This is a genomic window from Mangrovitalea sediminis, assembly GCF_002514725.1.
Taxonomy (GTDB): Bacteria; Pseudomonadota; Gammaproteobacteria; order Pseudomonadales; family Oleiphilaceae; genus Mangrovitalea; species Mangrovitalea sediminis.
In genome coordinates, this window is the sequence record NZ_NTLB01000004.1 from 333,589 (window position 1) to 346,884 (window position 13,296).

General features: G+C 58.7%; 11 protein-coding genes. 2 read left to right on the forward strand and 9 right to left on the reverse strand.

All coding sequences use genetic code 11. From position 1 onward, the window contains the following. The first annotated feature begins 15 nt into the window (after nt 1-15). Nucleotides 16-993, forward strand: coding sequence for a CAF17-like 4Fe-4S cluster assembly/insertion protein YgfZ (gene ygfZ, locus CLR77_RS11405; RefSeq protein ID WP_158227185.1), 978 nt, complete (start codon nt 16-18; stop codon nt 991-993). A gap of 112 nt (nt 994-1,105) precedes the next feature. Next, nucleotides 1,106-1,939: an HDOD domain-containing protein gene (locus CLR77_RS11410; protein ID WP_097460771.1), complete on the forward strand. Its 834-nt coding sequence runs from the start codon at nt 1,106-1,108 to the stop codon at nt 1,937-1,939. 71 nt (nt 1,940-2,010) lie between these two features. Here the strand turns inward: CLR77_RS11410 and ung are convergent, their stop codons facing one another. The 9 genes from ung to xerD all read right to left on the reverse strand — a co-directional run bounded on the left by ung (nt 2,011) and on the right by xerD (nt 13,271). Beyond that, nucleotides 2,011-2,751: a uracil-DNA glycosylase gene (gene ung, locus CLR77_RS11415; protein ID WP_097460772.1), complete on the reverse strand. Its 741-nt coding sequence runs from the start codon at nt 2,749-2,751 to the stop codon at nt 2,011-2,013. Between the two features lie 4 nt (nt 2,752-2,755). Then, nucleotides 2,756-4,270 (reverse strand): lysine--tRNA ligase, encoded by a 1,515-nt coding sequence (lysS, locus tag CLR77_RS11420; RefSeq protein ID WP_097460773.1) that lies wholly within the window; start codon nt 4,268-4,270, stop codon nt 2,756-2,758. 101 nt (nt 4,271-4,371) lie between these two features. Next, nucleotides 4,372-5,467, reverse strand: a protein-coding gene (prfB, locus tag CLR77_RS11425; RefSeq protein WP_097460774.1) for a peptide chain release factor 2 whose coding sequence is annotated in 2 segments (ribosomal slippage) — nt 4,372-5,394 and nt 5,396-5,467 — 1,095 coding nt in all. Because the reading frame shifts where the segments join, the coding sequence is not laid out codon by codon here. A gap of 107 nt (nt 5,468-5,574) precedes the next feature. Next, a complete protein-coding gene (recJ, locus tag CLR77_RS11430) occupies nt 5,575-7,305 on the reverse strand; it encodes a single-stranded-DNA-specific exonuclease RecJ (protein ID WP_097460775.1) in 1,731 nt (576 codons plus the stop codon). 69 nt (nt 7,306-7,374) lie between these two features. Beyond that, a complete protein-coding gene (gene thrC / locus CLR77_RS11435; RefSeq protein ID WP_097460776.1) occupies nt 7,375-8,775 on the reverse strand; it encodes a threonine synthase in 1,401 nt (466 codons plus the stop codon). A 43-nt stretch (nt 8,776-8,818) separates the two neighbouring features. Next, nucleotides 8,819-10,123 (reverse strand): homoserine dehydrogenase, encoded by a 1,305-nt coding sequence (locus CLR77_RS11440; protein ID WP_097460777.1) that lies wholly within the window; start codon nt 10,121-10,123, stop codon nt 8,819-8,821. 62 nt (nt 10,124-10,185) lie between these two features. Continuing rightward, entirely contained in the window at nt 10,186-11,388 is a 1,203-nt protein-coding gene (alaC, locus tag CLR77_RS11445; protein WP_097460778.1) for an alanine transaminase, read from the reverse strand. Nucleotides 11,389-11,504: 116 nt separating this feature from the next. Beyond that, nucleotides 11,505-12,254, reverse strand: coding sequence for a DsbC family protein (locus CLR77_RS11450; protein ID WP_097460779.1), 750 nt, complete (start codon nt 12,252-12,254; stop codon nt 11,505-11,507). Between the two features lie 99 nt (nt 12,255-12,353). After that, nucleotides 12,354-13,271 (reverse strand): site-specific tyrosine recombinase XerD, encoded by a 918-nt coding sequence (gene xerD / locus CLR77_RS11455; RefSeq protein WP_097460780.1) that lies wholly within the window; start codon nt 13,269-13,271, stop codon nt 12,354-12,356. Nucleotides 13,272-13,296 lie beyond the last annotated feature (25 nt).

A 13,296-nucleotide genomic window follows, 5' to 3' on the forward strand; every position in this document is an offset into this window, starting at 1 on the left:
CGCTTCGGACGTTTTATGACGCTGTTACTGAATGAACTGGCAGCCGCAGGCATACCCTGCGATAAGGCCCCGGCGCCGAGCACCCTGCCGCCGCAATGGCTCTCTGCCGCCATTGATCAGGTTGTGGTCCGCGTCCGAGGCGCCGACGCCGCACGTTTCCTGCAAGGACAGGTCACCTGCGACGTAGAAAACCTGGACATGTCCCACAGCATCCTTGGCGCTGCTTGTACACCCAAGGGCCGCGCCTATCTGACCTTCCGCGTAGCGCGGCACGGAGATGACTTTCTTCTGCGCGCCCCGCGCGAGACGGCAACCGCCGCACTGGAACGCTTACGCAAATATATGGTGTTTTTCAAAGCGGAAGCGTCTGTACTGGAAGATTGGGTGGTCATCGGCGAAGCGGGAGAAGCCAGGACGCCACTGACCGCCGTCGGCGACACTGCTGCGGTTGCCCAAGGTATCCGGGTGCGGGTTCCCAACACGATCGAAGGACTGATCCGCCACGAACTCTGGCTGCCGCTGAAAACGTTATCCGACGCCCTACCAAAGCAGGATGCGAACTGGCTGCCCCCCAGCGCGTGGCAGCTCAGCGAGATCCGGGCCGGGATTGGCGAAGTGACGCTGGCAACGTTGGAATCCTTCGTGCCGCAGATGCTGAACTGGCACCTTCTTGACGGCATCAGCTTCAAGAAAGGATGCTACACCGGCCAGGAAATCATTGCCCGCATGCGCTACCTCGGCCAACTGAAACGCACCCTCGTACGCCTATCCCTGACCAGCCCGGAAACACCCCAGGTGGGAGACACTCTGATGGCGAATGAACGAAAGGCGGGAGAACTGGTCAAGGTGTTACGCCTCGACGATGGCAAATACGAAGCCCTGGCGGTGATACAGAACGATCTCGACGGCCCGTTCCAACTGGAAACGATCACCGGCAGTCTCCTGACCGTTATGCCCATCCCCTACGAGGTACCCGATAGGCAAAACGGCTAAATGCCCGATACAAGCCGCACAATTCTGCTATAACTACATAAACTCAGTTTCGGGCACAGGCCCGCCAGAGCGTTTTGGCCCGAAACGTCGGCTATCATGGATTTGAAGACTTATGTCAAACCTTGCGGACAAGATCAAAACCGACCTGATGACGGCTATCGACGCCGATAAACTGGTCCTTCCAACGCTCCCCGAAGTCGCACTCAAGGTGCGGGATATCGCTGAATCGGATGACTCGTCCGTCGCGGACCTGGTCAAGGTGATCAGTAACGATGCGGCCATGTCGGCACGCCTGATCCGGGTCTGTAACAGCCCGCTTTTCCGGGGCAGCCGCGAAATCGAAAACCTCAACATGGCCGTCAGTCGCCTGGGTATGGCCTATACCAGCAACCTGGCGATGGGCCTGGCGATGGAACAGATGTTCCAGGCAACCTCGGATATGATCGACAAGCGCCTGCGCGACAGTTGGCAGAAGAGCACGGAGATTGCCGGTATCTGTCATGTACTCGCCCAACATTACACCCGGCTGAAACCGGATCAGGCGACCCTGGCCGGGCTGGTCCATGGCATTGGCGTGCTCCCCATTCTGCGTTACGTGGAAGACAACGACATCCAGATCAGCAACGTCATGCTGGACAATCTGATCGACGAACTGCATCCGCGCATTGGCGTGCGTATCCTGCAGAAGTGGGACTTCCCGAAAGAACTGCAGGATATTCCTGTCGAGTACACCAACTTCGGTCGCCAGATCCCCAAAGCGGACTACGCCGACGTGGTCATGATTGCCAATCTGCAGACGCTTGTCGGCAGCGAACACCCCTTTACCGAAATGGACTGGAACAAAATCAGCGCATTCGCTCGCCTCGGCCTGGACCCCAACGTCGACATGGCCGGCGAGGAAGATCTCAGCGCGGAAATGGAAGCCGCCATGTCGTTCCTGGGATAAGCCCCCAGACAGAACTCCGGTGGCGCTCCAGCGTCACCGCCCCCTCGCGCCTTTAATGGCAAATTTTCTACTTATGACTTCCGCTGATAACGGGCCAACAGCACTTCTTTCGCCGGCAGTGCCCACTCAATCGGTTTACGGCCATGGGCGATCAGGTACTGGTTGGCTTGGGAAAAGTGGCTGCAACCGAGGAAGCCTCGGTGCGCGGACAATGGGGAAGGATGCGGGCTTTGCAGCACCAGGTGCCGCTGGCGATCGATGAACTGCCCCTTTTTCTGCGCATAACTGCCCCACAGGAGAAACACCACACCGTCCCGCTCGTCATTCACATGCTGAATAACGCGGTCGGTGAACTGCTCCCACCCCTTACCCTGGTGGGCGCCTGCCTGTCCCTGAACAACCGTCAAAACGCTGTTGAGCAACAGGACACCCTGCTCCGCCCAAGGCTGCAGGCAGCCATGGTCAGGTGGGTCTATCCCCAGATCCCGCTGGATTTCCTTGAAGATATTGATCAATGACGGTGGCGGTCTTACGCCTGGGCGTACGCTGAAGCAGAGCCCATGCGCCTGTCCCGGACCGTGGTAGGGATCCTGGCCGAGAATCACGACAGCCACTTTATCGAAGGGCGTCGTGTTGAGCGCATTAAAACAGAACTGGGAGGGCGGAAAAATCACCTTTCCCGCCTGCTCTTCCTGAGCCAGGAAGTCTCCCAGCGATTGCATATAGGATTGCTGGAACTCCGGTTCCAACAGCTCCCGCCAACCGCGACCGGGCTTGAGATGGGACAATAGACTCGCAGTGGCGGGATGCAAGACGCTACCCCTTTTCGGGCCGCATGGCCGGGAACAGGATAACGTCCCGAATCGACGGCGAATCGGTGAGCAGCATGACCAAACGATCGATGCCGATCCCTTCTCCCGCGGTGGGTGGCAAGCCGTATTCCAGGGCAGTGATGTAGTCCTCGTCGAAGAACATCGCCTCGTCGTCACCGGCGTCCTTCTCTTCCACCTGTTGCTGGAAGCGGCTGGCCTGGTCTTCCGCATCATTCAGCTCCGAGAAACCGTTGGCGATCTCCCGCCCTCCGACGAAAAATTCGAAGCGGTCTGTCACGAAGGGGTTGTCGTCGTTACGGCGCGCCAACGGAGACACCTCGGTCGGATATTCGGTGATAAACGTCGGCTGCACCAGTAGGTGCTCGACCGTCTTCTCGAAGATCTCGATCTGGATCTTACCCAGCCCCCAAGTTGGCTTGAGCGGAATATGCAGTCGCTTGGCGATCGCCCGAGCGCCCTGCTCATCGCCCAACTCGGCGGCAGAAATGTCCGGATTGAACTCCAGGATCGAATTGAACACGGACAGGCGACGGAAAGGTTGGCTGAAGTCGTATTCAATGGTTTCGATAACTTCGCCATCACGGTCACGCACGGTGTTGACGATGGCGGTCGTGCCGAGCGCCTCCTGCGCCACACGACGCAGCATCTCCTCGGTAAGATCCATCAGGTCATTGTAATCGGCATAGGCCTGGTAGAACTCGATCATGGTGAATTCGGGGTTGTGGCGCGTCGACAACCCTTCATTACGGAAGTTGCGATTGATCTCGAATACCCGTTCGAAGCCTCCCACCACGAGCCGCTTCAAATACAGCTCCGGCGCAATACGCAGGTACATGTCGATATCCAGCGCATTATGATGCGTGATGAACGGACGCGCTGTAGCGCCGCCGGGAATCACCTGTAGCATCGGCGTTTCCACTTCCAGGAAACCGTGTTCGACCATGAAACGACGGATACTCTCGATGATCTTCGAACGCTTGAGGAAGGTATTACGGGTCTCCTCATTGGTCATCAGGTCAACATAGCGCTGACGATAGCGGATCTCGGTATCGGTCAGCCCTTTGTGTTTCTCCGGTAGCGGACGCAAAGACTTGGTCAGCAGGATGAATTCATCCATGCTGACATAGAGATCGCCCTTACCCGACTTGTGTAACACGCCACGCACACCAACGACATCGCCGAGATCCCAGTGACGGGTATCCTTCTGCACATCCTTGGAGGCATAGACCTGAATGCGTCCCGAGCTATCCTGCAGCACCTTGAAGGCCTTACGGTCCAACATCAGGCGACCGGCAACGGCGACCGTGATATTCAGGGCTTCGAGCTCCTCCTTGGTCTTCTCGCCATATTTCGCCCGCAGCTCCGCGGCATAGGCATCGCGACGAAATCGGTTGGGAAAGGCGTTACCCTGCTCTCGCAGCTCGTTCAGCTTGCCGCGGCGCTCGGCGATCAACTTGTTCTCGTCGTGGGCGGGCGCATTCGAAGTCTGTTCGGTCATGATATCTCGCTGCTGTTTTTACACTGTGGCTGACAGACGGACCCGCCGCCTGCCACGTCGCTCGATCTCGAGTCACTCGATCTCTAAATGGACTACTCGGCTCAGAGTCCCATTTTCAGGCTGGCTTCGATAAAACGATCGATATCGCCATCGAGCACTGCCTGCGTATTACTGGTTTCCACCTTGGTTCTCAGATCCTTGACCCGGGAATCGTCCAACACATAGGAACGGATCTGGCTACCCCAGCCGATGTCGGCTTTGGTGTCTTCAAGGCGCTGTTTCTCGGCATTGCGTTTCTGCAACTCCAGCTCGTACAGTTTCGCCTTCAACTGCTTCATCGCCCGATCACGGTTGGCGTGCTGCGAACGCTCGCTCTGACACGCCACAACCACACCGGTCGGGTTGTGGGTCAGACGCACGGCGGATTCAGTCCGGTTGACGTGCTGACCGCCCGCGCCGGAAGCCCGATAGACATCGACACGCAGGTCGGCCGGGTTGATCTCGATATTGATGCTGTCATCCACTTCCGGCGACACGAATACCGACGAAAAGGAGGTGTGCCGGCGATTGCCGGAGTCGAACGGCGACTTACGCACCAGACGATGCACGCCTGTCTCGGTCCGCAACCAGCCATAGGCGTATTCGCCCTGGAATTCGATGGTGGCGCTCTTGATACCGGCGACTTCGCCGTCCTGGACCTCGATCAGCTCGGTCTTGAACCCTTTACGCTCACCCCAGCGCAGATACATGCGCAGCAGCATGGCCGCCCAGTCCTGCGCCTCCGTACCGCCCGATCCCGCCTGAATATCGAGATAGGCGTTGGACTCATCCATTTCACCGGAAAACATGCGACGGAATTCGAGACGGGCAAGGTCTTCTTCGAGACTGTCGAGTTCTTTGCGGATGTCGGCTACCGCATTCTCGTCTTCCTCGGCGGCCGCCATTTCCAACAGCTCTTCGAGGTCGCCCAAGCCCCCGGTGAGCTTGTCGATGGTGGAGACGATTTGCTCCAGGCTGGAGCGCTCGCGTCCCAGCGCCTGCGCTTTCTCCGGCGAGTCCCAGACTTTGGGATCTTCCAGTTCGCGCTCGACTTCTACCAGGCGTTCCTTCCGGGTATCGTAGTCAAAGATACCCCCTAAGAACGTCAGTGCGCTCTCGAAGGTTGTTGATCGTCAAAACAATCGGATTGATTTCCATCTTATACGTCCACTAACCGCAAGAAGACGCCAACCGGCGCCTTCGAAAATGGGAAAGGGCAACATTCTACCGGATGCTGCACCCCGAATACATGCCCGACCCGCCACTCACCGCGGCTCAAGATACTCCACCATCAGCTGCAGACTGGTCCGCCCCCGAAAATGATTCTGCTCCGGACGGAACACCGCCCTGATGCCATCCTTCGTATAGTCCGGCACCTGTGCGCCGGTATTGAAGGCAATGGCATCGACAAGATCGCGGCCACGCAATGGTCGCAGCAACAGCTTCAGATGATTACCGCCGACAATCCGCTGATTCACAACCTCGAACTCCCCGTCAAACAGGGGTTCGGGAAACTGTTGTCCCCAGGGCCCGGCGTCCTTCAGGAGTTGCGCCGTCACCAGGCTCAACTCATCCGGCGCCAGCTCTCCGTCGGTCACAATGGCCGCGTCCAGCGCTTGTGCATCCAGCTTGGCGCGCACACGGTCGTCGAATGCCCGGCTAAAGCGGTCGAAATCCTGAGCGCCGATCGTCATGCCGGCCGCCATGGCATGGCCGCCGAACTTCCGTAAAAGGCCGGGGTGACGGGCATCCAGATCGACCAGGACGTCGCGGATATGCAGCCCGGGGATTGAGCGAGCCGAGCCCTTCAGCTCTTCACCATCGTCGTCGGCCCGAGCAAAGGCAATAACCGGACGGTGCAACTGCTCCTTGATCCGTGACGCCAGAATGCCGATGACACCCTGATGCCACTCCGGTTCGTAAAGCGCCACACCCCATGGCAAGCCTTCATCATCCAATGCCAGATTGGACAGCAGCACCTGGGCCTGCTGCTTCATGTCGTCCTCGATACTACGCCGTTCGCGATTGAGCCGGTCCAGCTCTATTGCCAGCGTGTGCGCATGCTGCGGATCGTCCGCCAACAAACAGGCGATACCCAGACTCATATCGTCCAGACGTCCGGCCGCATTGAGTCGGGGTCCCAGCACGAATCCAAGATCGGTTGCGGATATCTGCTGCGGTTCCCGCCCGGCAACCTCCAGCAACGCCAGGATACCCGGCCGCGCCAACCCTCGACGGATGCGACGCAACCCCTGCTCCACCAGAATCCGGTTGTTATGATCCAATGGCACCACATCGGCGACGGTGCCAAGCGCAACCAGGTCCAGCAGATCCGCGATCGGTGGTTCGCGCCCCTCCGCGAAATACCCAGCGTCCCGAAGATGGCGTCGCAACACGGTGAGCACATAGAACATGACACCCACTCCCGCCGCATTCTTACTCAGGAACTCGCAACCCGGCTGGTTGGGATTCACGATAGCCTCGGCCGGAGGCAGCGTTTCTCCGGGCAGGTGATGGTCGGTGACGATGACTTTGGCGCCGGCGGCCTGGGCTGCAACGACCCCCTCGTGAGCAGCGATGCCGTTATCGACCGTAACCAAGATGTCGGGAATCTCGCCCTCCTCCTGCAGACGCGTCACGATGCCTGGCGTCAGGCCGTATCCATCGACAAAACGACTGGGAACACGGAAGCCCAGGCGACGCGCGCCCATCATCCGCAGGCCCAGCAACGCAACGGCGGTACTCGTGGCGCCATCGGCATCAAAATCCCCGACGACCAGAATGGAAGCATCGTCCCGAATGGCCATCAGCAGGAGTTCTGCCGCCCGCTCGGCTCCCGCCAGCGTGTGGGGGCTCGCCATGGACTTGAGGGTGTAATCGAGCTGGGATTCGGATTCGACACCACGCGCGGCATATAGCCGACGTAGCAGCGGAGGCAGTTGCTGCCCCCAGTCGATGGCGTCTGGAACGGGACGCCGGACAATCTTCTTAGGCATATTGCTCACGGCGAGAGATGTCCCTGTGGCGTATCAGCAGGGTGCCTTCCCGGCACCCCGGTTATAGCATCAGGCAAACTTCCAGTGCTTTGCGATGAACTGCTGAACGGCCGTAATATCGTTATCCAATACCTGATAGCGCTCCTCGCGCTCAAACAGGTCTGCCAGATGCAGCGGCAGTGCCGGTCGCGCCTCGACGCCGGCCTTTTCGACGGCATCCGGAAACTTGGCAGGATGAGCGGTCGCCAAGGTCACCATGGGGATGGACGCGTCCCGACGGCAGGCTTGTGCCGCTTTGACGCCGATGGCGGTGTGCGGGTCGAGCAGGTATTCCGCTTCCGAGAACACCTCAGCAATGGTGGCGCAGGTTGCTTCGTCGTCAACCGCATAACTATCGAACAACTTGCGCGCCTGAGCCCAACGATAGTCGTCGATACTGACCGGTCCCTGCTGGAAACGGGCAAAAAGATCCGCCACCGCTGCACCGTTACGACCGTAAAGGTCGAACAGCAGGCGTTCGAAGTTACTGGAGATCATGATATCCATACTGGGCGACAGCGTGTGCTCCAGCTGGTGCTTCTCATAGCGGTTACCGCTCATGAAGCGGTGCAGGATGTCATTGCGATTGGTCGCAATGACCAGCTGTTCGATGGGCAGTCCCATCTCACGTGCCAGGTAACCGGCAAAAATATCGCCGAAGTTTCCGGTCGGCACCGAGAATGCCAAACTGCGATCCGGCCCGCCCAACGAAAGCGCCGCATGGAAGTAATAGACGATCTGGGCCATGATCCGCGCCCAGTTGATCGAATTCACTGCCACCAGCTGCGCCTTGCCATCCAGGAAGGACTGATCGCCGAAACTCGCCTTGACCATCTGCTGACAGTCGTCGAAATTTCCGCGAACCGCCAGATTATGGATATTGTCGCCGGGAACCGTCGTCATCTGGCGACGCTGAACTTCCGACACCCGCTGATGGGGATGCAGGATAAAGATATCCACATGCTTGCAACGGCGGCAGCCTTCGATGGCCGCGGAGCCGGTGTCGCCCGAGGTCGCGCCCAGGATAACCACATGCTGCTGACGCTTTTCCAACACATAGTCGAGCAGGCGTCCCAGGAGCTGTAGGGCGAAATCCTTGAATGCCAGCGTCGGTCCGCGGAACAGCTCCATGACCCATTCGTTGCTGCCGATCTGTATCAACGGCGCTACAGCCGGATGGGCGAAATCCGCGTAGGTTTCTTTCAGCATGGCCCGGAAATCATCAGCCGGGATCGCCCCTTCCACAAACGGGAACATGACGTTGAACGCCAGCTCACTGTAGGGCAGTCCGCGCCAGGAACGAATTTCCTCCAGCGTGAAACGGGGTAGCAGTTCCGGCACATAGAGGCCGCCATCCGCTGCCAGACCGGTCAACAGAACGTCTTCAAATCCCAGAGCAGGCGCCTGGCCACGGGTACTGATGTATTTCACAAGCGATTCCTGTCGAAAAAACGAAAGGCGCCCCTAGCGGCGCTCAGTGATTGAAATGCTCCGTGCGGATGCGCACGACCTTGCCGACGATGTCCGGAAGGGCTTCCAACTCGGCAATCGCCCGGTCGATCTGACGTTCCTGCACCGTATGCGTCAGCATGATAATGGGAATGGTCCCATTCTGCTCTTCGAATTCCTTCTGCATGATGGATTCGATATTGATGCCGCTGTCGCTGAGGATCGTCGCCACCTTGGCCAGTACACCGGGGTGGTCCTGAACCTGGATTCGCAGGTAGTACGCGGAAAAAATCTCGTCCACCGGCAGTACCGGCAGGTTGTCCACCGCATCCGGCTCAAAACCCAGATAGGGAACGCTCTTGTGGGTACCGGACATAACGGCCCGGGCGACATCGACGAGGTCGGCGATGACAGAAGAAGCGGTCGCTTCAGCGCCGGCACCCGGCCCGTGATACATCGTTTGCCCGACCGCATCGCCATCCACCAGGACAGCGTTGAGGACGCCGTCAACCTGGGCGATAAGATGACTCGCCGGCACCAGCGTCGGATGCACGCGCAACTCGATGCCCTGGTCACGGCGACGGGTAATGCCAAGATGCTTGATGCGATAGCCCAGCGCTTCAGCGTGGGCAATATCGAAAGGCGTGATACCGCTAATGCCCTCGGTATAGGCACGGTCGAACTGAAGCGGCACCCCGAAAGCGGCCGAAGCCAGGATCGTCAGCTTGTGCGCCGCGTCGATCCCTTCGATATCAAAGGTCGGATCGGCTTCGGCATAGCCCAGTGCCTGCGCTTCGCGCAACACATCCTTGAAATCCCGTCCTGCGCGCATCTCGGTCAGAATGTAGTTGCCTGTGCCATTGATAATGCCGGCGATCCAGTCGATCCGGTTGGCAGACATTCCCTCGCGAACGGCTTTGACGACAGGAATACCGCCTGCCACAGCGGCTTCGAAGGCCACGATCACACCCTTCTCGGCGGCGGCTTCGAAAATTTCATTGCCATGCACGGCAATCAACGCTTTATTGGCCGTAACGACATGCTTGCCATTCTCGATAGCCGTCAGCACCAGTTCGCGGGCGACGTCATAGCCACCGATCAGCTCCACAACGACATCGATATCAGGATCCCGGGCAATGGAAAAGACATCGTCCGAAAACGGCACATCACCCAATTCGACACCGGGACGCAGGCGACGGGAGGCGGCTCGCAGCACCCGAATTCGGCAGCCGGCCCGACCAGCAATGAGCTCGGCATTCCGGGCTAGCACGTTGAACGTACCAACGCCGACGGTACCCAGTCCGCAGATCCCGACTTTAACCTCTTTCAAGCTGTCACCTCTGTGCTATTTCTTTCGTGGATTGATGTGCTTCGATGATTATCGAACCGGCACTATGGCTCAGTCAGCGCCACCAGGCCGTCGCGCCGGAACATGGTCCGGATCCCTCGAATAGCCTGTCGTGTTCTTTGCTCGTTTTCGATCAACGCAAAACGGACGTGATCGTCACCGTAATGGCCAAAGCCGACACCCGGCGACACGGCCACGCCTGCGTCTTTCAGTAATTTCTTGCTGAACTCCAGGGACCCCATGGCGCGATAGGGCTCTGGAATCTCAGCCCAAACAAACATCGTCGCCTTCGGCGTCGCTACCGGCCAGCCGATCTGCTTCAAGCCCTGGCACAGGACATCACGACGGCGCTGATACATGTCCCTGATCTCGGACACGCAGGACTGATCGCCTTCCAGAGCCGCAATCGCAGCCACCTGAATCGGCGTAAAGGTACCGTAATCGAGGTAGGATTTAATCCGCGCCAAAGCCGCGATCAGATCACGGTTACCGCAGCAGAAGCCCACGCGCCAGCCGGGCATATTATAACTTTTGGACAACGAAAAAAACTCGACGGCAATCTCCTTTGCCCCTTCCACCTGCAGAATCGAAGGCGCCTGATAACCATCAAAGACAATATCGGCATAGGCGAGATCCTGAACGACCCAGATGCCATGTTCCCTGGCCATCGCGACGACCTTCTCGAAGAACGCCAGGTCCACGCACTGAGCCGTCGGATTGCCCGGAAAGTTGAGGACCAACATCTTCGGACGGGGCCAGGAATCGAGAATAGCCTTCTCCAGCTCTTCGAAAAAGTCCCGGTCCCGGGTCAGCGGCACATGACGGATATCGGCACCCGCGATCACAAAACCATAGGGGTGTATCGGATAGGATGGATTCGGCACCAGCACCGCGTCACCCGGCCCGACCGTCGCCAGCGCCAAATGCGCCAACCCTTCCTTCGAGCCGATCGTGACAATCGCCTCGCTCTCGGGATCGAGCTCGACACCATAGCGGCGCTGATACCAATTGGTCATCGCACGTCGCAGGCGCGGGATACCCTTCGACTGCGAGTAACGGTGGGTGTCCCCTCGCTGAATGGTTTCCGTCAACTTCTCAACGATATGCGGCGGCGTCGGCTGATCAGGGTTCCCCATCCCGAAATCTATGATGTCCTCTCCCCGCGCTCGCGCCTCTCGCTTCAACTCGCCGACGATGTTGAAAACATAAGGAGGCAAACGCTGGATACGCGGGAACGAGGAATTCATGCACGGACTCCGTTACAGGTTAGGAATCGCCACCCGGAAGTGGCAGCGACACCCTAGGACCATAGCGGGGGGCCTTGAAACCTGTCAATCGGGGCAAATCAAGGTCTTGACGCCTTCTACAAAACACCCAGCCCTTTGGCCAGTTGCTCTGCCGGGAGATAGCCGCGCACCATCTCCCCACTCTGCAGGATAATTGTCGGCGTCGCATCGACACCGATGCGATTTCCCAGATCATACTGGCGTCTCACCGGGTTAGCGCAGGTTTTGCTCAGCACAGGCTGTCCGGCCTTGGCGGCGGTGAAAGCAGCCTTACGATCCTTGGCACACCATACGGAAATGTATTTTTCAAACGACGGCGTATCAGGGCCTGAACGCGGATAGGCCAGATAATTGACCTGGATACCCATTGCATTGAGCTGTGGCACTTCCTCGTGGAGACGACGGCAATAGGGACAGTCCAGGTCAGTGAAGACATCGATGATCGCCTTGGGTTTACCCTTGGGCGCATAGGTGATCATGTCGCTCGCCGGAACCTGCTTGAGCAGTGCCACCCGCTCACGGGCCTTCGCCTGCTCTGTCAGATTCACCAGTCCCTTCTCGCTCACCGAATACATCTGTCCAAGCACAAAGTGCTTACCATCCGCCGTGGCGTAAATCATATCGCTGTTGTTACTGGATACCTCATAAAGCCCGGACTGCCCGACCGGCTTGATGCCGGTAATCTGAAGGGCTGGCACCGCCTTGGCCAGTTGCGCCCGAATGGCCTTCGCTGCAGCCTGATCCGCCGTCAAGGTTTCTGCCTGCACGGACACAACCGTAAAACCCAGCAACACACAGAGGACCAACCGCAAATTTACTGATCTCATAGACGCTCCTGAGGATGTGTCGGCACGGCGCAACGAGGGCCGCCGACCGGGCCCGTACGCCCAAATAGTGCGGCGCCGGGAGCGCCGATGCAAGCAACTTCAACCACGGGGATGATGGAATTCATGCAACGCCTGTAAACGCTGTCGCGCAACATGTGTGTAGATTTGCGTTGTCGAAAGATCAGCATGACCGAGGAGCATCTGCACCACGCGAAGGTCTGCACCGTGATTCAGCAGATGAGTGGCAAAAGCATGGCGCAGCGTGTGGGGCGAAAGCGAGCCGCGGATACCCGCCACTTGGGCATAATGCTTGATCCGATACCAGAACGCCTGACGGGTCAGCGCCTCGCCGCGCATCCCCGGGAAAACGGCATCGCTAACCCGCCCTTTGAGAAGGCTCTGCCGAGCCTCCGCCAAATAGCGCCCCACCCAGTAAAGCGCCTCTTCCCCCAGCGGCACCAAACGCTCCTTGCTCCCTTTCCCGAGGATACGAACCACGCCCTGACGCAGATTTAGCTGCGACAGCGTCAGCTGCACCAATTCAGACACCCGGAGTCCGCAGGCATACAATACTTCCAGCATGGCACGATCCCGCAATCCCAGAGGCTCGGAAAGATCAGGCGCGCCCAAAAGGGCCTCGACATTCTGCTCGCTAAGCGTTTTAGGTAATGGCTTCAGCAAACGGGGGCTGCTGACCCTCAGCGTCGGATCGTTCGCGATCAACGACTCTCTTAACGACCAACGGAAAAAACGACGCAGACAAGAAAGCCGACGGGAAGCCGTGGTCTGCTTATCGCCGCGGGAAAGCCCAAAAGAAAGGTATTGCAGCACTTGCTCACGCGTAACCGCAACCAATCCCACCGGGGGCGACAGCGACTGCAACCAGCGGCAGAGCTGCAACAAGTCGCTGTAATAGGCGTTACGCGTTTTTTCGCTGAGCCCCTGCTCCAACCACAGTGCTTCGGAAAAGCGCTCAATGAGCGCCAGGTCTGCATCAGGTACTTCTGGAGAAGACATGCAGACACCACCCGCTCAGCGATTC

Bases quoted from the DNA above. Each gene is read 5' to 3' on its own strand.
- ygfZ (WP_158227185.1), top strand. From the start codon at position 16: ATGACGCTGTTACTGAATGAACTGGCAGCCGCAGGCATACCCTGCGAT.
- CLR77_RS11410 (WP_097460771.1), top strand. From the start codon at position 1,106: ATGTCAAACCTTGCGGACAAGATCAAAACCGACCTGATGACGGCTATC.
- lysS (WP_097460773.1), bottom strand. From the start codon at position 4,270: ATGACCGAACAGACTTCGAATGCGCCCGCCCACGACGAGAACAAGTTG.
- recJ (WP_097460775.1), bottom strand. From the start codon at position 7,305: ATGCCTAAGAAGATTGTCCGGCGTCCCGTTCCAGACGCCATCGACTGG.
- alaC (WP_097460778.1), bottom strand. From the start codon at position 11,388: ATGAATTCCTCGTTCCCGCGTATCCAGCGTTTGCCTCCTTATGTTTTC.
- CLR77_RS11450 (WP_097460779.1), bottom strand. From the start codon at position 12,254: ATGAGATCAGTAAATTTGCGGTTGGTCCTCTGTGTGTTGCTGGGTTTT.
- xerD (WP_097460780.1), bottom strand. From the start codon at position 13,271: ATGTCTTCTCCAGAAGTACCTGATGCAGACCTGGCGCTCATTGAGCGC.